The following is a 21,457-nucleotide window of genomic DNA, read 5'->3' on the forward strand; positions in this document are numbered from 1 at the left end:
ATAATAAATAGTTACTTCAGAAGACAATAGAGACATTACCCTCAAAGCAGTGTGACTGCTTTGCCAACTAATTTGATGAGAAGGTCAAGGATGACGATAGATAATAATGTGTTACGGGAACGCACGAGCTTATTAGGCTCTTTCTTAGGGGCTGCGATTTCTCGCCAGTCTGGTGAACAGACGGTACATACCATCGAAAAATTGCGTAAAGGTTTTATCCAACAACGCCGCGAGCCTAACGACGCACAAAAGCAGGAGCTTATTGACTTTATTGCCTCTTTAGACAATCAAGCATTGAAAAATGTCATACGTGGCTTTTCTATCTATTTTTTCTTAGCAAATTTAACGGAAGAAAATTACTTACGTGAGCAGCGTCATAACCTGCGTGCGCAGTCTGAGCAAAGCTGGGAAGGGTCGTTTCGTCGTACCCTGCTTGAGTGTCGTGAACGTAATATTGAACCTGCCCAAATGCAAGAGCTCATAGATCAACTCAAATTTATTCCTGTCTTTACCGCACACCCTACTGAAGCGCGTCGCCGCACGACGATGAATATCTTGCAAAGTCTGTTTACTCATAGCGATGCCTTAAACAATCTTAATGAAGACAGTTTCGCCTACGAGCAAGCGAAAGAACAAACGGCGCAAACCATTGATTTGTTATGGTCATCTGATGAGGTGCGTACGCGTAAGCCTTTGGTTTATGACGAGATAAATAATGGTTTACACTATTTTAACGCCAGTTTATTTAATGCCATTCCCAAGGTTTATCGTAATATTAAAAAAGCCATTATCGATATCTACCCAGAGCTAGCGGACAACCCATTACCAGCGTTTATGAGCTTTGGCTCTTGGATCGGTGGTGACAGAGATGGTAATCCATTCGTGACTTTTGAGACCACAGAGCTTGCTGTATTAATGCATGCGGATACCGTGTTGCGTCACTATCAAGTACTGCTCAAAAAACTGCGCCGCCAGCTCATTCATAGTGATACTACGGTTCATGTTGCTCCTGAGGTCTACGCCAAAATCAAAAGTTACGATGAGCTCGATAGACGAGTATTTGATTATAATCTCGATGATTATGGCAATGAGCCTTATCGTAGATTGCTTTCTTTAATCCTTACTAAAGTCAACGCTACTAATCGCCTGATTCAAAGTAAAGGCAGTGATAGTGACGCTAAAAAAGATGCCTACGCCGACCCACAAGAGCTGTTAGAAGACCTGCGTATTATTCGTCAGAGCGTGAATGGCCATGATACTGCTCATAGCGATGGCTTATTGCTTGACGTTATTCGTCTGGTGAAAACCTGTGGCTTTCATTTAGCCGCGCTGGATATCCGTCAAGAGTCGTCTTATCATAGTGAGGTGATTGACGATATTTTTGCCAGTGCCTCTAATCTGCCAGATTATCAAACTTTGAGTGAAAGCGAGCGCCAAGAGTGGCTGACTCGTTTGCTTGCAAAGCCTGGTACACCGCTCATTTATACTGATAACTTGACTGATAAAACACGTGAACAATTGGCATTGATGAACTCAGTGGCGACATTACGTAAGCTGGTAGGGCAAGAGACTTTTGGCAGTTATGTTATTTCGATGACTAATAATGCCAGTCAATTATTAGAAGTTTTATTATTGATGCGGTTTGCTGGCCTGTGCAGGGTTGATGAGGCAGGACAGTTATCTGCTGATTTGCCCGTTGCACCCTTGTTTGAGACCATTGAAGATCTTAAAAATATTGACAAGATTCTACCTGCCGTGTTGGATAATCCACTGTATCGAGGGTTGCTTGCGCACTCAGATAACACCCAAGAAATCATGCTTGGCTATTCAGATTCATCAAAAGATGGCGGTATCATTACCTCTGCATGGCAGCTGTATAGCGCGCAGCAAACTATCAATCGTATCGCTGAAGAATACGGTATTAAAACACGCTTGTTCCATGGTCGTGGTGGCTCAGTGAGTCGTGGTGGCGGATCAACGCATAACGCGATTGCCGCACAACCAGCGGGTACATTGCATGGAGAAATTAAAGTCACTGAGCAAGGCGAAGTGCTTTACGCCAAGTATGCCAACACTGATACGGCTGTATTTGAGCTGACCATGGGCATCACTGGTACATTGAAAGCCTGCTCTACCAGATTCGTGGTGCAACCGCCTGAACTGCCAGATTATGAAGCACTCTTTGCGCGTTTGGCAGATGCAGGTGAGCAGCGTTATCGTCAACTGACTGATAATACTGAAGGGTTTTATCAGTTCTACTCACAGGTGACCCCTGTGCAAGAAATCTCTTTATTAAATATTGGCTCACGTCCAGCGCATCGCAAAAAAGGCTTGCCGAGCAAAACGACTTTACGGGCAATTCCTTGGGTATTTGGTTGGTCATTAGCGCGTTTCACCTTACCGGCTTGGTATGGCGTCGGCAGTGCGTTACAGAGCGTTAAAGCAGACGAAGACTTAATGAGGGAGATGAATAAACATTGGCCATTTTTTAGCGTATTTATCAGCAATATCGAAATGGCTTTTACCAAATCTGAGATGAATATCGCTCAGGCTTATAGCCAGTTATGTGACGATGAGGCGTTACGTGAAAAAATTATGCAAGCGGTCATCGATGAGCACCAGCTGACCTCTTCTGGTTTAAATTCCTTGCTTAACCAAACATCGTTATTAGAGCACCAGCAGAATCTTGCCGCCTCACTACAGTGGCGAAACGCTTATTTAGATCCGATTAATTATATACAAATCGAGCTGTTAAAACGTGCCAGACAAAAAGACGTTACAGGCGTCATCAATCATGATGAGCTTGATGTTGAGGATCCATTAATCCGTAGTATTAACGCTTTGGCAGCAGGTTTGCGCAATACAGGTTAATTATTAGAGCGGCATATTCTTCGGTTAAGATTAAATATATAGTCAAAATATCCTAAAAACATTAGGGCGTGTCCTCATTTTAAAAATGGTGATAAAAATGAGGTAAATTGCAGTCAAACAAGGAAAATAGTGCAGATAATATCGAGATATTACCTAGCTATTTGACGATGTTTGGCAAGATTTAACCATTTTTAGCCCATTTAGATTGCTATCGGTTGAATTGAGGACACGCTCTAGGGTATTGCTGATATTAATTTTTTGTCGCCTCTGTCTGCGCAGGCACAGCAAGCAAGAAAAATTGATATCAGCAGGGCGTCGTGTATCGATATTACTTTTCACTGACTATAGTTTCGTTGATTAAATATAATCAACCAGTACTGGATTAATAAAAAAATCTTCAAGCTATAGTATATAGAGCTTGAAGTTTTTTATTTTAAGGAGATGCTTTCACTGTTGTACTGAAATAGACAGACAGTCTATTATAAAAACGTGACAGCATTCATCTCGTTTGAAGTATCATATAGCCCTCTGCAATCAAACATGGGTACCACGAATAGGGTAGTCGTTTTTTCGAACAAAAGACAATCCGTTGGCAAGGGCTTCAAGCTCAGGTCTGGCAAATGGGGCATTAGAGATGTCAATGATTTGAATCTCTTCTTTAGCATTAATAACGAAGACACCAGGCTCTGCAAAAGGATGATCGGTTTCTTTTTCAGAACGTGGGTCGGAGATATAAAGCCCCAAGGTATTCATCTGCTCAACAGTCAAGCTATAAGCTATTGGAAAGCTGATATCCAGCTCTTCTAAATGCGCCTCTAGCTGCTGTTTACTATCACCTGATACAGCAATGATGTCGACGCCAGCATCAGCGAATGATGATTTTACCGTTTCTAATTGATTGAGATATTTAGTACAGATCGGGCAATGTTTACCGCGATAAACCACCACTAACTTCCAATCGTGACCATTTTCAGGCTTGCCTAAGGTTTTCATTTCACCATCTAACATTGGTACTTGTATGTCAGGGAATTGACTACCGGCGCGGAGTTTTTGAGTATCTTTTGCTTGCATCATATTATCCTTTGAGGTGTTGTATTAATGTGAGTGATGAGGGTTAAAAAACTTATTTAATTATTGGGTAATGAGTGTTTGTGAATAAGTTAGCGTAAACCTTGCTAAGCATTCCATTAAAGGCTGGTTACGCCTACTTTAACTGGACTTGAGTAATCATTCAAGATAAAATTGGCTAATTACTCAAACGATACAGCCATGCTGACTTCATATAGAGGTCATGGCTTTGAGAGGTTGGAAGATATTATGTCACGTACCACACTATACAATCGTCACGAAGCCTTGGAGCGTGCTATACAGCTGTTCTGGCAAAAGGGCTTTCATGCCACTTCCTTAAAAGATATCGAACAAGCTCTCGATATGCGGCCGGGAAGTATCTATGCGGCGTTTGGTAATAAGGATGGGCTGTTTCAAGAAGCACTCGATCATTATGCTAACGCTTCGCTGACTGAGCTTGAACGCATATTCGCCAGCCACGAGTCCCCTTTATTAGGATTGGCGGCTTATATGCGTCAGCTTGGCGGTATCTGTGATCAAAAGATACCGAGTCGAGCTTGTATGTTGGTCAAAAGCTTACTCGAGCTTGGTGCTCGTGAGCAATCAGCGTTAGATAAAGTAGAAAAATTACTGGCTGGCATGGAAACACGTTTTACAAAGTGTTTCGTTGAGGCGCAGCGCCTAGGCGAGCTTGATAGTGATCTTGATGCGACTAGGCTGGGGCGACGCTTGCAGGCTGAAGTGATGGGCTTGCGTGCCTTTGCTCAGCGTGATGTTGATAGTGCAGCGGTGCAAGCATTGGCTGAAGATATGGCATTGTCTATAGAAAACATGCGTAATGGCGCGTTTGTTAATTAGACTGCTAACTGGTTTAGACAAGAGTGATCTTTAGGATAATTAAAAGCTAAGCTGAGAACCAAGCAATATGCAATAAGGTCAATTATCGGTATGAATAAATGAGAAAAGGGCTGCTCAAATATTAAATTTTGAGTTGCCCTTTTTTATATCTGGATTTTAATAACTGATTTTGCCAAATCAATTTTGAAATAATCAAAAATGCTTTTTACTCTGGTAGTTCTGCTAAATGCTGCAAGATACTTTTGAAGTTCTCTACCCCTTGTGCACCGCTAACCAAGTGTTTTTGATTAAAGATAAAGGAAGGCACACTTTGGATACCTTGCTGCCGCCAGTGCTGCTGCGCTTGACGTACTATTTCGGCAAAGCGTTGATCCTCTAATACCGCGAGTGCTTCACTACGATCTAAGCCAATCTGTGCTACAATATCTGCCAATATATCTCTTTTAGAGAGGTCTTTAGCATGGGTAAAGTGAGCCGCGAATAACGCTTGTTTTAACTCATGCATGCGCTCCTGCTGATCTGCCCAGTGCAGCAGCTGATGCATATCAAAGGTATTATAGGTGCGAGTCCCTTCGGTAAAGTTAAACTCAAATCCCACTTCCGCGCCCGCCTCAGTGATTCGGGCACGACTGGCATCAAACTCCTCTCTACTAGAGCCGTACTTTTTAGCAATATGCTCACGCCAATTTCTCCCTTCACTTGGCGTATCAGGGTTCAATTCGAACGGATGCCAATGAATCTCATGTTCAGTGTCCGTTTGCTTTAGTGCTTCAGCCAACTGTCCATAACCAACGGCGCACCAAGGACAAACCACGTCCGATATGATATCTATTCTAAGTGGAGTTTTTGAATTGGTCATAATGTATTCCTTCCTTATTATTGTGCAGATTCTTTTATTCAACCGATGCTAATCTTTGAATGACTTATTTATAAAGGCTTTACTTTTAAACGGCATTACGAGCAATCCCCATAGCGAGGCGTTTTGTTTGGGTGAGGGGTACTCTTTTAGCCCGATATCTAGCTTTTCGTCAGGTTTCTGCGCAGCGCCTTTATAACTACCAAAAATCCAATCCCACCAGATAACGCTAAAGCCGTAGTTTGAGTTGGTCTCAGACACACGTTGGCTGTGGTGAATGCGGTGCAAAATCTGCGTCATCAATATTAAGCGCAGTGGCTTTTCAACTGCAGGTGGCAGGCGAATATTGGCATGATTAAATATCGCCAAGCCATTTAGCGTAATCTCAAAAATCAGTACTGCGATGGCAGGGACGCCCAATAAGCTGACGGCAACGAGCTTTACTAGGATGCTTAAGACAATTTCAATCGGATGAAACCTAAGGCCTGTACTGGCATCAACATGCGCATCAGCATGATGGACTTTATGCAAACACCATAGAATAGGCACGCGGTGGAATAATCGGTGCTGCCAGTAAATAATGATGTCGAGCAATATTAAGCTTAATATGATGACGACGATGCTTGGCAAATTGATAATATTGAATAGACCAATTCCATGCTGCTGATTATAGAGCGCCACAGCCGTTAGACCGACAGGCACGGCTAGACGAGCAATAACGGATGACGCAAGCACCAAGCCAAAGTTAGCGAACCAGCGTTTACGGCTTTTGATCGGCGCGGTGCGTGCAGGCATGCGCCATTCAATCAGCATCATGATGACTAAGATGCTAAAAAAGAACCCAAGCCGCCACCATACTTCGTTAGTCATTACTTACCTCTTGAGAGTTTAAACCAGCTGAGCTACTAACATTCGCCTCTAGCTGTTTAAGGGTATGATAGCCACCATGGATACGGGTAAAAATCGTAATCGCGCATGCCGTTGCAAAAATGCTAGCGAGTAGTACAAAGTGCTGTGGCCAAATGCAAAAGGCCACGAACAGCGCAATAGTCTCAGTACCTTCAGTCAAACCGTTTAAATAATAAAAACTTTTATATTTGAACTGTGGTTTATCCAGTTTAAACTTTTCCGCGGCGATGGCAAACGCCAAAAAGCTAGAGCCTGTGCCGATAAAGGTAGCAAGTAATAAAGCGCCAACAATAGCGTTCTGTTCAGGATTTGCCAAGATAAAACCCAGCGGCACTGCTGCATAAAAGATAAAATCAAGCGTAATATCTAAGTAGCCGCCTGCGCTTGAGCTTTGCTGTGCATAGCGGGCAAGCGCGCCATCAAGACCATCCAAAATGCGATTTAATACAATCACCGCAAGCGCGCCATACCACAATTCAAACGCCAGTAATGGTAAGGCTAACATGCCGATTAAAAAGCCCGCCACCGTGAGTTGATCAGCCGTGATGCCGCGCTTGTGCAAGACAACGACCACAGGGGCTAGTATCGGCTTAATCATGGGCGTGAGAAATTTGTCTAGCATGCGCTTGCCTTTTGTATGGTAAGTTCTAAATAAAATCGATACGCTGATGTCTGCATGCTACTGGAATGAATTTTGCGCAGCCTCTGTCAGCGCAGACACAGCAAGCAAGTAAAAATTATTCCAGTAGCACCGTACCGGTTTTAAAGTGAATCAGCTATACTTTGTTTTGATTTTTAAGTTTCAAATCTAAAAGCATAGGCCTAAAACTATAGCTCTAAATGAATAACTTTACCCTTTGCGGCCTCAACATCGCTATGATCGTGCGTGACCATGATGGCGGGGAGTTTATGAGTACGAATTTGCTCAAATATCAATTGGCGCGTATCTACTCGCAGCTGGGTATCGAGCTTGCTAAAAGGCTCATCGAGTAGTATCGCTTTTGGCTCGCTCAATAGCGTTCTAAGTAGCGCCACTCGTGCTTGTTGTCCGCCCGATAGGTTGTCAGGATGGCGATTTCCCATGCCTGCTAATCCCACTTGTGCCAGCGCCTGTTCTATTTTTTCACTACGCTGTTTTCTATCGCCCATCTTATTGTTTTTAGGCATCGCAAAAGCAATATTACCCGCTACCGATAAATGTGAGAACAATAGGGCATCTTGATACAGTACTCCAATGTGACGCAGGTGCGTCGGCAGATGGCTTACATTCTTATCATTTAACCAGACCTCACCAGTAGCGATAAAACCATTTGGTAAGGTGCCTGTCAGCCAGTTCAATAAGCTCGATTTACCACTGCCAGATGGGCCCATGACGGTCAATATTTCGCCACCAGCAATCTGCTCATCTAGGCTGAGTAGTAGCGTGCCTTGTCGATATAACTGTAAGTCTTTTATCTGTAAAGATGATTGCATCAAGGACCCTTTTTTGTGTTTTTAACGACTGATATTTTCACAGCTACCTGACTCTTAACTTAGTATGGACAAACGTAGGCTGTTTCTTTAAAGTGGAGCGCTTATAGATGTTATTTCTAACGAGTGCCACTTTTAAAGAAATACTTCGGCAACACCCATGCCAATATAAAGCCAATTAATGGCAGTATCATTTGGATGATAGCGTACACCGCACTGGTGCGCCTACTGGCACCATTTGCGAGAGTCACCGCTTCGGTGGTGATGGTGGCGATTCGTCCGCCACCTGCCAATAATGTCGGCAAATACTGACCAAAGCTGATTGCCAAACCAAGGGCGATAGCAATTAACAGCGGCGCAAATAATTGTGGTAATTTTACCTGCAAAAATACTTTAACAGGAGTTGCACCAAGGCTTGCGGCTACATGAGCAAAACGCGGGTCTAGACGCCTGTAGCTACTGGCAAGCGATAAAAACACATAAGGCAGTACAAAAAGCAGATGGGTAAACGCCACATTAAAAAACGCCGTTTGGTTATTTACCAACTGCTGTAGCCATACCAAACCAAATAGAAACGCAATGCTCGGCACTAACAGTGGCAAATAGATAATGAAACTGGTAAATTTTGAGAGTGGTTTTTTACTTAATTGTTCAGCTTCTAGACATAATAAAGTCAGCACAATGGCAAATACGGTGCTCACGATACCGATTGTGATGGTATTAAATAATGGCGTACCCATTTGCGTAAAGGCACTTTGAAAATGTAATAACACCAATTGCTCTGGCAATACGGCGGGAAAGCGCCAAAAACCAGCTACTGACCACATGACCAGACCAATGAGCGCCAGCAAAATAAAGCCAATCAATACAGTGGTCAACGCGGCAGTGATTTTTTGCCATAATGCATCGGCATAGTGGCGCTTGCCATTTATCAACGTGCTGTTAAAACAAGTTTTTATCGCTCTCTCGCTACCAAGCCACAAGGCGATTAAGCTACCCGTCAATGCCAATTGTAATAACGCGCCCGCCGAGGCTTTTATACGTAGGTTTAAATCCACATCGTTAAACCATTGCATGATAGTAACCGCTAGCGTTGGCGGCGTGTTTGGACCCAATATCAATGGCATCTCTACGCTGGCACTGGCATAGGCAAGAACGGCTAAGATAGGCAAACGTAAAAAAGGATAGAGGACAGGGAGTACGGCTTTAAAAAAGGCAGTGATGGGATAATAGCCGAGATTTAGCGCAACTTTATATTGTTGACGCAGCTTTTTACCAAGCTCTGGTTGTGCCAAAGCCCCTAGTGCCATAAGTAATAAAAATGGCAGCTCTTTTAACGTCAAACCTAAAATAATACTGATGCCGTACGGGTCATGTGGAAACATACCGCCTGGCGCCAACTCCCAGCCACTTAGCCACGGTGAAATAAGGCGCGAAAACATACCAGAAGGCGCAATCAAAAAGCCAACCGCGATGGCTGCCGCTGCATGAGGAATGACCAAGATTGGACTCAGCAAACGCTCAATACGGGTCAGCCAAACACTATTAAAAAATGCCGCCAATACCATTAAGGCCATGACAAAAGCGAATAGCGTGCTGATTAATCCAGTAGCGATGCTCAACGCTACCATTTGGATAAGACCAGGCGTCTGCCAAAGATCGTTAAAGCCTTGTAGACCAAAAGTCGTTTGCTCAAGTGCAGGCACCCAGCTAAAGGCAGGTAACAGCACGCTGAGTAAACCACCGAGTACCGGTAATATCAGTAGCAGCAGTAAAAATGTCGGACTCAAGGAGACGGTACGCGTAAATAGATCTGTTTTATAAGGCGCGGTTATGCCAGTGCTTGTTGCGGAATTGACGTTTTTCTTCTCCCTTTTATTATTAGAATCTTTACTCATGGGCTGACTCCATAACGTGTCTGCCAGCCTTGCATAATGGCATCAACCCAGCTCGGATGTGGTTCATTCACGGTACGTTTTATAGCGTCAACCGGTAGGGCGCTCGGATGCGGTTTGTTAGTCTTGAATAGCGCTTGTTGCTCAGGGTCGAGCGTCGATTGGACGAGTACGGTTTTATCACCCCACACAGCAGGCGTTTGCTTTCTAGCCTGTGCTTCTGGGCTTAGCAAGAAGTTTGCCACTAGCTGCGCAGCTTGTGGGTGGCTGGCGTTATAAGGAATCGCCACAAAATGGGTGTTGCTTAAGCTGCCATCGCTCATGGCATAGCTACGAATGCTCTTGGGTAAGTCATAACGCTGCACGGCCGCAGGAATTTCAGGCGCGGAAAAGCTAAAGGCTAAGCTAAGCTCGGTATCATCGACCAAACGCCGCATGTGCGCGCCCGTTTGCACAAATTGGTCACCCTTGCGCCATAAGGTGGGATGCAAATCATCTAAAAACGTCCATAAAGGGGCTAATATAATATCTGTATTTTGCTCAGTGGCTGGCAAGTTGAGCTGTGCTTTGATATTTTCGCCTGTTTTAGCATCTTGCTTTTCGTGCAGCATGACTAAAGCATATTTTAAAAAGCTCATTCCTAAAAAGTCAGGCGGCTTTGGATAGCTAAAACGCCCGGGGTTTTGCGCTGTCCAATTGACTAGCTCATTTAAAGTGGTTGGTGGCTTGTTAGTTGATAAGCTGTCGTAATAAAAGGTCAGCGAGGCTTGTCCCCATGGTGCTTCCATACCATTAGTCGGTACACCAAAATCAAAGTTAACGGCAGGATTATTCTCTGGATCGGTCAAGGCAAAGTTAGGCAGCTTGTTCGCCCATTGTTTCAGTAATAACGAATTCTCACTCATGGTGGCAAAGTTTGCGCCATTTATCCAGATGAGATCAACGCTGCCTTTATCATTGTTGTTGGCAGACTTTTCCGCGAGTACGCGACTAACGGCTTCACTGGTGTCGCTCAATTTGACATGAACCAAATTAATATTATATTTGTCATCCACTTCTTCAGCGGCCCACTGTAGATAGGCATTTATTTGCGGGTCACCGCCCCATGCATAGAAGTAAACGTCTTGGTTTTTACCTTGGGCTTCTATCTGCTGCCAAGATGATAAAGTTTGATTAAGGTCATCGGTAGTGGGTGAGGCAGTGCTTGCTGATATGCCAATGCAAACGCTAAGCACCATAGCATAGGTGCTATAGCGGCTTAGATGTTTTAGCGTTGGCAAAGCTAGTAAAGATTTAATAACGTACATTTATGTTCTCGTTATAACCCGTGTTAAACGTCATTCAGTCATATATTCTGAAGAGTGCTGTTGGGATAAATTTTTTGAAGCCTCTGGAGTGACGAAGTCACACAGCAAGCGAAGAAAATTTGTACCAACAGCACTTATTTCTAAAGCAAATCGATCGTCTAAAAGTTGATAAACTAATGAGTGCCAACAGCATTGAGTTTCACTGGAAAGCTAATCACCCTCGACGCCATGTATGGTATTTCTCAAGCCAGCTTAATACCGTTTCAGGCGCATGATTGCGTTTCCATTCACCAGCCGCGTATTTATTACCCTCCGCCCACGTTGGATACATATGAATGGTGCCAAGTATTTTATTCAACCCTAAACCGTGCTTCATAGCCAGTATAAATTCCGGCATGATGTCTCCAGCATGCTCAGCGACGATGGTCACGCCGAGTATTTTATCTTTGCCTTTCGGCGTAATGACTTTGATAAAGCCATCGTTGGCGCTTTCCGTCACCGCACGATCTAAATCTTTAAAGTCATAGCGAGTAATTTCAAAGTCGATGCCTTTTTCAATAGCCTCTTGCTCATTTAAGCCAACGCGTGCGACTTCTGGATCAATAAAAGTCGTCCACGGAATCACGCGATAATCGACTTTAAACTTCTTTAGATGTCCAAACAAACCATTTACCGCCGCGTACCATGCCTGATGAGAGGCCACGTGAGTAAACTGATAAGGGCCAACGGCATCACCAGCAGCGTAAATATTGGGGTAGAGGGTTTCTAGATAGTCATCAGTCTCGATGGTACGTTCAGTTTCAATCCCTAATGTTTCTAAGCCGTAGCTTTCTAAGCGCGCACTGCGTCCAACGGCACAAAGCAATTCGTCATATTCAATAGCGATTTCTTGCTTATCTGTACCGCTTTGTTTAACTGTACTGTCGTCTTGCGACTCAACGATAATGAACTTTTTACCATCGCGAGCTTCACAGCGAATCGCTTGATGCGAGGTTAAGACATTTACGCCACTCTCGACGAGTACTTTGTGTGCAAATTCTGAGACTTCCAGGTCTTCTTTTTTCATGAGACGCGCGCCTCTCTCAATCTGGGTCACATTGGAGCCTAAGCGTGCAAAAGCTTGTGCTAGCTCAGAACCGATTGGCCCGCCGCCAAGTACCACTAGCTTTTTCGGTGCTTCTTCTAACTCGGTAAACTTGTTCCAAATAGTATCGCTGGTCACATAGCCGGTTTCTTCCAAACCTGGCAAGTCTGGTATAAATGGGCGCGCGCCAGTAGCAATAACGATGGAGCGTGCGGTTAGTGTTTGCGTGCCGCCATCGTTTAGCGCAATCTCTACCGTCCATGGGTCGATGAATTTAGCGTAGCCTTTTAGCACTTCGACACCCAAGTCCGTATAACGCTCGACGCTATCGTTTGGCGCGATATCAGCGATGACTTTATGGATACGGTTCATGACGTTTTTGAATGAGAACTCTGGTGGTGTATTTTCTAAGCCGTAACGCTCAGCATTGCGCATCTGTTCGGCGACTTTCGCGCTTTTAATCAGGGCTTTACTGGGTACACAGCCATAATTTAAGCAGTCGCCACCCATTTCGCCCGCTTCGATTAAAGTCACTTTTGCACGGACGGTGGCTGCAATATAGCTGGTCACTAAACCACCGGCACCAGCGCCAATCACAATCATATTACGGTCGAATTGTTTAGGTTTGCTATAGTTTTTATAGACGCGGCGCTTTTTTAGCATATTTAATATCCCTTTTGCTATTAATGGGAAGAAACCTAACAACGCAAATGAGACAATCAAATTAAACGATAAAATCCCTGACAAACTGTCAATTTGCGCCAGTTGCGTACCGGCATTGACATACACGAAGGTGCCCGCGAGCATACCAACTTGGCTGACCCAGTAGAATGTCCTTGCTTTAATCGCGGTGACGCCCATCAAGAGATTGATTAAAAAGAAGGGAAATATCGGCACTAAGCGCAGGGTAAATAAGTAAAACCCGCCTTCTTTTTCAACGCCAGCATCAATGGCTGCTAAGCGTTCAGGAAAGCGCTGTTTGATAGAATCACGCAATAAATAACGTGAGGTTAAAAAGGCCAGTGTCGCACCAATACTAGAGGCAAATGAGGCAACCAGTAAGCCTTGCCATAAGCCAAACAACGCTCCAGCTGCCAAAGTTAGGATAGCGGCACCCGGTAAGGATAGGGCTGTGACTAATATATAGATTAAAAAGAAGCCACCAATGACCAGCCACGGCGCTTGCGCTTTATATTGGTCGAACTGATCCATCGACCCTTTTAAGCCGTCAAGCGTCAATAGTTCGTTGAGGTCAAAGTAAAAAAAGCCAATGACTAACATCAATACGGCTAATATTAAAACTATCTTTTTAATCATGGATTATCCAGCTATATAGTCATGCAAAATAGTCATGCAAAGGGGCGGATGTGGATGACAGCATTTAAAAAAGTCTTACTTCTAGACGCATCGTTATGTCATCAGTCTTACTATAATCTACTTTTTTATTATTCGTCGTTGCATATGGTTTTTTAGTTTGTAGATCAAAATAACTACTCAGACTTACTAGCAGCTGTCTTAAGCTTGAGCTGATAAAGTCTTTTACCCAAACTTAAACCACTCGAATGCCTTATCAAAGATAGGGCAATACATGCAAACAATGTGGTTTAATTTGAGTGAATGCTCAAATGCAAATAAAATGGCTAATATAGGTCTGTTAGGCATTGTAAGGGTTATTGAATGGTTGTTCAAATTTATCTGACAGGTGACAGGTGACAGGTGACAGGTGACAGGTGACAGGTGACAGGTGACAGGTGACAGTTTTATAAAATAGCGATGAACATTTATTATAATTTTCTTAATTGCTCAATTAACCAGCGATGTATACCACTGTCATTAGTACGTGGATGCCAAGCGGCTATTACCTTAAAGGTGGGCGGTAAGGCTTCTACTTTAAGCTCTTTAACTTTATCGTTTGGCAGTAGTCGCGCAGGATAAAAGGCAATCATGTCGGTGGTATGCAGAATATCTGGCACGGCTGAAAAGCTAGGTACTGACATCACGATGTTTCGCTTAAGGCCTTTTTCAGCGAACCATTGATCATGTGAGCCACGCAAGTTGGCACGCGAAGGCGATACCACCAGTTGCGGCTGTGCGGCGATTTGTGTCAGTGTTAGTGCCTCTGTTGCAAAGGTGTTTTTACAACCAGTAATGCATAAATGTTGCTCTTCAAGCAGCGTCACATACGATAAATTATCAGGAATAAATTCGGGAAAGGTAATGAGTAGATCAAGTTCACCTGCCGCAATCAGCTGATTGATGTTATCTGAAGCAAAGTCGCGCACTATCAACCTCAAATCAGGCGCTTCACGGCGCGTTATATTAAACAGTTGTGGTAATAATGCCTGCGTTGCATAGTCAGTTGCGCTAATCGTAAACACACCCTTATAGGTTTGCGGCGTAAACACCTCGGGCTCTAACAACATTTCTAACTGTTTTAATATATCGTCAATCGGTTGCCGCATCGACAGTGCTTTTGGCGTTGCCACCATGCTATTGCCTTGACGAATAAACAAACGATCATCAAACACCTCACGTAACTTGCGTAACTGCTCACTGATGGCTTGTTGGGTCAGCCCCATTTTGCGTGCGACTTGCGACAGGTTTTTTAGATCAAGTAACGCCTGCAATACTCTAAGTTGCTTGATATCGAGCCGATTCATACCATTCATAATTTCATACCATTAATAATTGTATCTTAAACAAGAAACGGTTGTTTCTAATTGTACCTGCAAAACGCTATGCTGACCAACATTGCTTAAGTAGCCACTAAATGAGCTATTAAGCATTAAAACAGGCTCAATACATTCAATAATAAGCCATCAGCTGCTTTAAAAGAGATACTTATGACACAAACTATTCCAGATACAAAGACATTATTTTCCTCTGTAGCACTTGGGCCTTATACGCTCAACAACCGTATCGTAATGCCGCCATTGACACGCTCTCGTAGCACGCAACCTGACAATATCCCTAATGACTTAATGGCCAGCTATTATGCACAGCGTGCGTCAGCAGGCTTTATGGTGACGGAAGGTACGCAGATTGAGCCAAGAGGTCAAGGTTATGCTTGGACGCCAGGTATCCATTCATCAGCCCAAGTTGAAGGTTGGAAAAAAGTCACGCAAGCAGTACATGACAAAGGCGGTATTATTTTTGCTCAGCTTTGGCATGTAGGCCGTGTGTCGCACACCAGCTTGCAGCCTAATGGTGCTCAGCCGGTAGGGCCGTCTGATATTACCGCTGATAACGTCAAAGTATTTATTGAAACAGGTCCAGGTGCAGGTGCATTGGCTGATCCAAGTGAGCCACGCGCTCTCAGTACCGATGAAGTTGGTGAGTTGGTAACGATGTATGCGGCCGCTGCGCGCAATGCATTGGAGGCGGGTTTTGATGGGGTAGAGCTGCATTGTGCTAACGGTTATTTGGTCAATCAGTTTATCTCTGAGCACACCAATCACCGTGATGATCAATATGGTGGGTCGTTGACCAATCGTTTGCGCTTCTTAAAAGAAATCGTCGCTGCTGTCAGTGATGTGGTGGGTGCTGATCGTTTAGGCGTACGCTTTGCGCCATTATTTGCGAGTACGGATGAGACGCGCGTGTATTTAGGCTTGGTAGAGTCAGATCCCCATCATACCTATGTCGAAGCAGTCAAATTGCTTGAGCAAGCGGGTGTTGCTTACTTATCCATTGCAGAGGCTGATTGGGATAATGCGCCTGATTTACCAGACACTTTTTATCAAGCAGTCAGAGAAGAGTTTTCAGGCCGTATTATTTATGCTGGCAAGTACACGGTACAAAAAGCTGTGAACATTTTAGAAAAAGGCTACGGTGATTTATTCGCGTTTGGTCGTCCTTTTATCGCCAATCCTGATCTGCCAGAGCGTATTGCCAATAACTGGCCATTGAATGAAGTAGATCCTACCACGATGTATGGTGGTACTGATGTGGGCTACAGTGATTATCCTTACTATCAAGAATAGCAAAGTACATAAACAGTGACTGAGATAAGGCCATTAATACTAATGGCCTTATTTTCATTTATAAATTTGTGACTTGTTGGATATTCACAGACAGTCAATCTTTAAGCGACAATTATTGTTTTTGTCGCTTAAAGGTTTTTCTTTTATCGTTTTATCAATAGGTAGTAGGCAATGAATCAGAATTCCAAAGACAGACTTATACGCATATTGATAGGATATGTCGGACTTTATCCAACGCTCCTAATCGTATTGACGTTATTGAAGCCTGTGACCCAAGGATTAAGCCTGCCAGTGGTGGTATTAATTGAAACGATAATACTTGTTCCACTGACACAGTTGGTGTCTTTCCCACTAGCAGGCTGGGTCATTGAGCGTTTAAGAAGAGAAAAGTAGAGGTCTTAGGTTACTATTTGAATCACAACATTTTCATTACAATCATCGCCATGACGACGGATACAATATAACGCACTTCTAAAAATCAAATAACAACTTAGACCATAAGGACGGCTCATGACTAAAACTATTTTAATTACTGGCAGCACTGATGGTATTGGTAAACTTGCGGCTTTAAAGTTAGCAGAAGCGGGACATCGAGTGTATTTGCATGGCAGAGATGCTGACAAACTTAACAGGGTCATTGCAGAAGTCAAAGCAGTGTCAACAGGTGCAGCGGTAGATAATATTGATGGATTTGTGGCTGATTTTTCAGATTTAAATGCAGTACGTCATATGGCTGTAGAAGTAAGCGAAAAACTGTCAAAGCTTGATGTGCTGATTAACAACGCAGGGATTTATACCACTGCATCGGCCATGACCAAAGACGGATTAGACGTACGATTTGTGGTCAATTATTTAGCGCCTTACAAGCTGACCAACGCCTTGTTACCGCTACTCAAAAAATCTAATAAAGCCCGCATCGTCAATCTAAGTTCAGCAGCTCAAGCGCCGATATCCTATAAAGCATTTGCAGGAAACGAGCATCTCAATGATAAAGAGGCCTACGCGCAAAGTAAGCTGGCGCTCACGATGTGGAGTATGGACTTAGCCGATACCGTCGCAGGCAATAGTATCAGTGTGATTGCTGTCAATCCAGGCTCGTTACTCAATACCAAAATGGTCGATGCGGCTTACGGACAATATTGGTCCTCAGCAGATAAAGGGGCGAATATCCTAGCGGAGTTGGCTATCTCGGATGAGTTCGCTGATGATACGGGCAAATACTTTGATAATGATATTAAAGATGGGGCACATGGCGATGCTAGAGGCGAGTTCGGTCAACCGCATGCCGATGCTTTAAATAAAGAAGCCATTACAGCGCTTAAACGCCAAACTCAGGCAGTATTAAAATCGATTTCTACATAAGACTTATAGTCAGTCGGATCATTTATTGGATACCATAACAAAGTGAATGCACTCAAAATCATCATAGTATATAAACATAGGAAGCCATTATGAACACGCAAGCAAACCAAGCCATCACCCTCGTTGCCACTATTGAGATCAAACCCGAACACACTGAGCAAGCCAAATCTGAGCTACTCAAGCTAACCAAAGCGTCACAAGCTGAAACAGGCTGTATTCAGTATAACCTACATCAAGACAATGCCAATCCTAATAATTTTGTCACTTATGAGGTTTGGGAAAATCAGGAGCTGATGGAGCAGCATGGACAAAGCGAGCATTTTCAAAACTTTGTTAAAGTGACAAAGGATATGATCGATAACTTTGTTATCACTGAGATGACCTTTATCGCGTAAATTTTGCCTAGGGCGTGTCCTCATTTTAAAGATAAGGATAAAAGTACAGTCCTATAGACTTCAAAACTCCCTCAGCTTTAGCTTTTATAAATAAGTGGTTGCAGAGTGGTATGCCATATTTATGCAGTGTAGCTACCACGTAACGAGCATCAAAAAATATAGTACATGCATTGGTAGCTAATAACAAAGTTCAAAGCTCAAAAGCCATTAGCTACCAATACTGCCTCTTCGCTAGCTTTCCAAAAGCAGACTGTCCTTTTATTCTCCTATAGTCAATCCCCTATAAAGAAGTTCCGGCGTTAACCTCGCTTGAAGTATTACATATACATCGGCACTCAGTTGCTTTGTAGTACTTTTACATTGGATCAACTACAACAAATACGACATCAGCTTCCTCTGTTTGTAGTTGATGACAGCATTAATGGCTATATAACCAAATCCATATAAACCCGATGTATTCTCGATAACCCTGCTAAGGTATAGATTGCACTTGGTTTCCATGTATGAAAAATATTTGAATTCAACTATATATATCCTAGCCTTCATTGTTCACTCCAACGCTGCATATTAAAGTTTTATTACACCTCATTAAAAACTGAGTTTTTGATGGTGTGCGGCTGTATGAAATTTTTCTATTTTAATAAAGCCGCACTGACCTTTAAAATAATATTATAGTGATAAAGTAATATAAATTACCATTGTTAAAATATGGGTTGCAACCGCATACTTACTATTTTAGTATATCTAGCAGAGTAAGGAACTTTAAATGAATAGATAGTTTTATATTAAGGTAATTATAATTACCTATTATACTATTATGGTTTTATACAATTTTAAATTAATGACTTTTCACCAAGTAATATCGTCAAGGAAAGACTATATGAGTATCGAAACCTTAGCCCCAAATTGGATGACTGAAGAGCGCAAAATGGTTTACGAGAGTGCGCTTAAAATGTTTAAAGGTTGGGAACCAAAAGATGAGCAATGGCGAAAGAACGGCATGATTGACCGCGAGGCTTGGGAAGAAGCCGGCGAAAATGGTTTTTTATGTGCCTCAATGCCTGAAGAATATGGCGGCGGTGGCGGCGATTTTCGTGATGAAGTCGCGATTATTTATGCGCAAGCAGAATCCAATCAGTCAGGCTTTGGCGGTATTGTGCATTCAGGAATTGTTGCTCCTTATATATTGAACCATGCAACCGAAGAGCAAAAGAAAGAGTGGTTGCCCAAAATGGCTAGTGGCGAATATATCGCGGCTATCGCTATGACTGAGCCGGGCACTGGCTCTGATTTACAAGCCCTGAAGACTTATGCGATAAAAGAGGGTGATGACTATATTATTAATGGTTCAAAAACCTTTATTACCAATGGTCAGCATGCCAATCTCATTCTGCTCGCTTGCAAGACAGATCGCGAAAAAGGCGCGCAAGGCGTCTCACTCATTGTAATAGAGACTGATGGTTTAGAAGGGTTTGCGCGCGGTCGTAATTTGGATAAAGTTGGCCTGACATCCCAAGATACCTCAGAGCTTTCTTTTAGTAATGTGCGCGTCCCGCAAAAGAATCTGCTTGGTCCGATAGAAGGGATGGGTTTTATTCAAATGATGCAAGAGCTACCTCGTGAGCGCTTATTAATCGCCTTGACAGGCATTGGCGCGATGAAATTGGCTATCAATTTGACGCTTGATTATGTCAAACAACGTGAAGCCTTTGGCAAGCCGGTTTGGAAATTCCAAAACACCAAATTCAAAATGGCAGAGTGTTATGCCAATTATCTAGCCGCTCATAGTATGTGTGACTTAGCGATAGATGCCATCATGGAAAAAAGGCTGTCTATTCCTCATGCCTCGTTAATCAAATATTGGGTCACTGAAAAGCAGTGCGAAGTGATCGATGAATGTGTGCAATTGTTCGGTGGCTATGGTTATATGAACGAGTATCCTATTGCGCGCCTATACGCTGATGCGCGGGTACAAAAAATCTATGGCGGTACCAACGAGATTATGAAAGAGCTTGCTGCTCGCTTTATGTAACTCGTTTTGTTCGAGAAGTGCTGCTGGATTTATTTATTGAAGTTTTGATCACTTATAATTCAGCCGACAATTTGATATTTATTAGCAATTATATTTGTTACCTATTTAAAAAAGTAAAAAGGGATTTTTATGACTGAGACCGCTTATATCTATGACAGCATCCGTACCCCACGTGGTAAAGGCAAAAAGGATGGTTCTTTATACCAAGCGTCGCCCATCTGGTTGGTGCGTGGTTTATTAAAAGAGATGGAGCAGCGCCATAACTTGGATACCAGCTTAGTGGATGACGTTGTCCTTGGCTGCGTCACTCCTGTAGGCGAGCAAGGTTCTGATATTGCTCGTATTGCGGTGCTTGATGCCGACTGGGATCAAAGTGTCGCTGGCGTCACGCTTTCTAGATATTGTGCGTCAGGGCTTGAATCCATCAATCTTGCGGCTGCCAAAGTCATGTCAGGTATGGAAGATTTGGTCGTCGCAGGTGGCGTCGAATCAATGAGCCGAGTACCAATGGGTTCTGACGGTGGCGCTTGGTACATGGATCCACGAGTTAACGCTGCAACTGCTTTTGTACCACAAGGGGTTGGCGCTGATACGATAGCTACACTCAAAGGCTTTAGTCGTACTGATGTTGACGAATTTGCTACTGAATCACATCGCCGCGCCGCTAACGCTTGGGAAAAAGGTTATTTTGATAAGTCAGTGGTGCCTGTCAAAGATCTTAATGGCATGCTGTTACTAGATGAAGATGAGACTATCCGTCCGAATACGACGGTTGAGACGTTAGCAGGATTGAATCCTTCTTTTGTGATGCCCGGTCAGATGGGATTTAATAGCGTTATTTTGGACAAATACACTACTATCGAAAAAGTGAATCATGTGCATCATGCGGGCAATTCATCGGGTATCGTTGATGGTGCCGCTCTATGCTTAGTGGGTAGCGCTGCTGCTGGGAAAAAAGCCGGTCTTAAACCGCGTGCCAAGATTACCATGGCCGCAGTTATCGGCTCAGAACCTGCCATTATGCTAACGGGTCCAACACCTGCCTGCAAAAAGGCCTTGGATAAAGCGGGTATGCAAGCCTCTGATATTGATCTTTGGGAAATTAACGAAGCCTTTGCCGCTGTTCCCATGAACACCGCTCATGATTTTGGTATTTCTCTTGATATTGTCAATGTAAACGGTGGCTCTATTGCTATGGGTCATCCGCTAGGAGCTACGGGCGCTATGCTAATGACTACCGTACTAGATGAGTTAGAGCGTCGTGATCTTAAAACCGCCATGCTGACGTTATGCGTCGGTGGTGGTATGGGAATTGCGACTATCATTGAGCGCGTATAAACCCTCTATTTAATGCATAAAAATGATAA

Annotated in this window: 17 protein-coding genes; 8 read left to right on the forward strand and 9 right to left on the reverse strand. The window is 43.4% G+C overall.

Annotated features, from left to right (window positions below):
* Positions 1-90 precede the first annotated feature (90 nt).
* On the forward strand, positions 91-2,871 hold the full coding sequence (ppc, locus tag CXF65_RS03420; RefSeq protein WP_101211040.1) for a phosphoenolpyruvate carboxylase: 2,781 nt from the start codon (positions 91-93) through the stop codon (positions 2,869-2,871).
* Positions 2,872-3,405: 534 nt separating this feature from the next.
* Here ppc and CXF65_RS03425 read toward each other — a convergent pair.
* A complete protein-coding gene (locus CXF65_RS03425; RefSeq protein WP_101211041.1) occupies positions 3,406-3,942 on the reverse strand; it encodes a peroxiredoxin-like family protein in 537 nt (178 codons plus the stop codon).
* Between the two features lie 246 nt (positions 3,943-4,188).
* Between CXF65_RS03425 and CXF65_RS03430 the strand changes: the two genes are divergently transcribed.
* Positions 4,189-4,797: a TetR/AcrR family transcriptional regulator gene (locus CXF65_RS03430; RefSeq protein WP_025652901.1), complete on the forward strand. Its 609-nt coding sequence runs from the start codon at positions 4,189-4,191 to the stop codon at positions 4,795-4,797.
* Positions 4,798-5,002: 205 nt separating this feature from the next.
* Here CXF65_RS03430 and CXF65_RS03435 read toward each other — a convergent pair whose 3' ends face one another.
* The 8 genes from CXF65_RS03435 to CXF65_RS03470 form a co-directional block, all read right to left on the reverse strand.
* Positions 5,003-5,656 carry a DsbA family oxidoreductase gene (locus tag CXF65_RS03435; protein WP_101211042.1) on the reverse strand — a complete coding sequence of 218 codons (654 nt, stop codon included), beginning with the start codon at positions 5,654-5,656 and terminating at the stop codon, positions 5,003-5,005.
* A 48-nt stretch (positions 5,657-5,704) separates the two neighbouring features.
* A complete protein-coding gene (locus CXF65_RS03440; RefSeq protein WP_101211043.1) occupies positions 5,705-6,523 on the reverse strand; it encodes a sterol desaturase family protein in 819 nt (272 codons plus the stop codon).
* Positions 6,516-7,184, reverse strand: coding sequence for a CDP-alcohol phosphatidyltransferase family protein (locus CXF65_RS03445; protein WP_025652898.1), 669 nt, complete (start codon positions 7,182-7,184; stop codon positions 6,516-6,518). The genes CXF65_RS03440 and CXF65_RS03445 overlap by 8 nt, the downstream gene beginning before the upstream one ends.
* Positions 7,185-7,390: 206 nt before the next feature.
* Complete coding sequence (locus CXF65_RS03450; protein ID WP_101211044.1) at positions 7,391-8,035, reverse strand: ATP-binding cassette domain-containing protein; 645 nt, start codon at positions 8,033-8,035, stop codon at positions 7,391-7,393.
* A gap of 116 nt (positions 8,036-8,151) precedes the next feature.
* The gene (locus CXF65_RS03455) at positions 8,152-9,930 is read right to left on the reverse strand and encodes an ABC transporter permease (protein ID WP_227523191.1); all 1,779 of its coding nucleotides are present in this window, start codon (positions 9,928-9,930) and stop codon (positions 8,152-8,154) included.
* Positions 9,927-11,234 carry an ABC transporter substrate-binding protein gene (locus tag CXF65_RS03460; protein ID WP_101211045.1) on the reverse strand — a complete coding sequence of 436 codons (1,308 nt, stop codon included), beginning with the start codon at positions 11,232-11,234 and terminating at the stop codon, positions 9,927-9,929. Before CXF65_RS03460 ends, CXF65_RS03455 begins: the two co-directional genes overlap by 4 nt.
* Positions 11,235-11,448: 214 nt before the next feature.
* Positions 11,449-13,635: an FAD-dependent oxidoreductase gene (locus CXF65_RS03465; protein WP_101211046.1), complete on the reverse strand. Its 2,187-nt coding sequence runs from the start codon at positions 13,633-13,635 to the stop codon at positions 11,449-11,451.
* A 467-nt stretch (positions 13,636-14,102) separates the two neighbouring features.
* Positions 14,103-14,987: a LysR family transcriptional regulator gene (locus CXF65_RS03470; RefSeq protein WP_025652893.1), complete on the reverse strand. Its 885-nt coding sequence runs from the start codon at positions 14,985-14,987 to the stop codon at positions 14,103-14,105.
* Between the two features lie 186 nt (positions 14,988-15,173).
* On the opposite strand from CXF65_RS03470, the gene CXF65_RS03475 reads away from it, so the two are divergent.
* The 6 genes from CXF65_RS03475 (at position 15,174) to CXF65_RS03500 (ending at position 21,428) form a co-directional block, all read left to right on the forward strand.
* A complete protein-coding gene (locus CXF65_RS03475; RefSeq protein ID WP_264754725.1) occupies positions 15,174-16,301 on the forward strand; it encodes an alkene reductase in 1,128 nt (375 codons plus the stop codon).
* A gap of 171 nt (positions 16,302-16,472) precedes the next feature.
* Positions 16,473-16,694 carry a hypothetical protein gene (locus CXF65_RS03480; protein ID WP_101211048.1) on the forward strand — a complete coding sequence of 74 codons (222 nt, stop codon included), beginning with the start codon at positions 16,473-16,475 and terminating at the stop codon, positions 16,692-16,694.
* Between the two features lie 117 nt (positions 16,695-16,811).
* The gene (locus CXF65_RS03485) at positions 16,812-17,663 is read left to right on the forward strand and encodes an SDR family NAD(P)-dependent oxidoreductase (RefSeq protein ID WP_101211049.1); all 852 of its coding nucleotides are present in this window, start codon (positions 16,812-16,814) and stop codon (positions 17,661-17,663) included.
* Between the two features lie 89 nt (positions 17,664-17,752).
* Positions 17,753-18,058: a putative quinol monooxygenase gene (locus CXF65_RS03490; protein ID WP_025652889.1), complete on the forward strand. Its 306-nt coding sequence runs from the start codon at positions 17,753-17,755 to the stop codon at positions 18,056-18,058.
* Positions 18,059-18,938: 880 nt separating this feature from the next.
* Positions 18,939-20,090: an acyl-CoA dehydrogenase family protein gene (locus tag CXF65_RS03495; RefSeq protein WP_101211050.1), complete on the forward strand. Its 1,152-nt coding sequence runs from the start codon at positions 18,939-18,941 to the stop codon at positions 20,088-20,090.
* A 129-nt stretch (positions 20,091-20,219) separates the two neighbouring features.
* On the forward strand, positions 20,220-21,428 hold the full coding sequence (locus tag CXF65_RS03500; protein WP_101211051.1) for an acetyl-CoA C-acetyltransferase: 1,209 nt from the start codon (positions 20,220-20,222) through the stop codon (positions 21,426-21,428).
* Positions 21,429-21,457: the final 29 nt, after the last annotated feature.

This window comes from Psychrobacter sp. Sarcosine-3u-12 (assembly GCF_002836005.1).
Classification (GTDB): Bacteria; Pseudomonadota; Gammaproteobacteria; order Pseudomonadales; family Moraxellaceae; genus Psychrobacter; species Psychrobacter okhotskensis.

Coding starts and splice junctions, on each gene's coding strand:
- ppc (WP_101211040.1), top strand. CDS start 91: ATGACGATAGATAATAATGTGTTACGGGAACGCACGAGCTTATTAGGC.
- CXF65_RS03425 (WP_101211041.1), bottom strand. CDS start 3,942: ATGCAAGCAAAAGATACTCAAAAACTCCGCGCCGGTAGTCAATTCCCT.
- CXF65_RS03430 (WP_025652901.1), top strand. CDS start 4,189: ATGTCACGTACCACACTATACAATCGTCACGAAGCCTTGGAGCGTGCT.
- CXF65_RS03435 (WP_101211042.1), bottom strand. CDS start 5,656: ATGACCAATTCAAAAACTCCACTTAGAATAGATATCATATCGGACGTG.
- CXF65_RS03440 (WP_101211043.1), bottom strand. CDS start 6,523: ATGACTAACGAAGTATGGTGGCGGCTTGGGTTCTTTTTTAGCATCTTA.
- CXF65_RS03445 (WP_025652898.1), bottom strand. CDS start 7,184: ATGCTAGACAAATTTCTCACGCCCATGATTAAGCCGATACTAGCCCCT.
- CXF65_RS03450 (WP_101211044.1), bottom strand. CDS start 8,035: ATGCAATCATCTTTACAGATAAAAGACTTACAGTTATATCGACAAGGC.
- CXF65_RS03455 (WP_227523191.1), bottom strand. CDS start 9,930: ATGAGTAAAGATTCTAATAATAAAAGGGAGAAGAAAAACGTCAATTCC.
- CXF65_RS03460 (WP_101211045.1), bottom strand. CDS start 11,234: ATGTACGTTATTAAATCTTTACTAGCTTTGCCAACGCTAAAACATCTA.
- CXF65_RS03465 (WP_101211046.1), bottom strand. CDS start 13,635: ATGATTAAAAAGATAGTTTTAATATTAGCCGTATTGATGTTAGTCATT.
- CXF65_RS03470 (WP_025652893.1), bottom strand. CDS start 14,987: ATGAATGGTATGAATCGGCTCGATATCAAGCAACTTAGAGTATTGCAG.
- CXF65_RS03480 (WP_101211048.1), top strand. CDS start 16,473: ATGAATCAGAATTCCAAAGACAGACTTATACGCATATTGATAGGATAT.
- CXF65_RS03485 (WP_101211049.1), top strand. CDS start 16,812: ATGACTAAAACTATTTTAATTACTGGCAGCACTGATGGTATTGGTAAA.
- CXF65_RS03490 (WP_025652889.1), top strand. CDS start 17,753: ATGAACACGCAAGCAAACCAAGCCATCACCCTCGTTGCCACTATTGAG.
- CXF65_RS03495 (WP_101211050.1), top strand. CDS start 18,939: ATGAGTATCGAAACCTTAGCCCCAAATTGGATGACTGAAGAGCGCAAA.
- CXF65_RS03500 (WP_101211051.1), top strand. CDS start 20,220: ATGACTGAGACCGCTTATATCTATGACAGCATCCGTACCCCACGTGGT.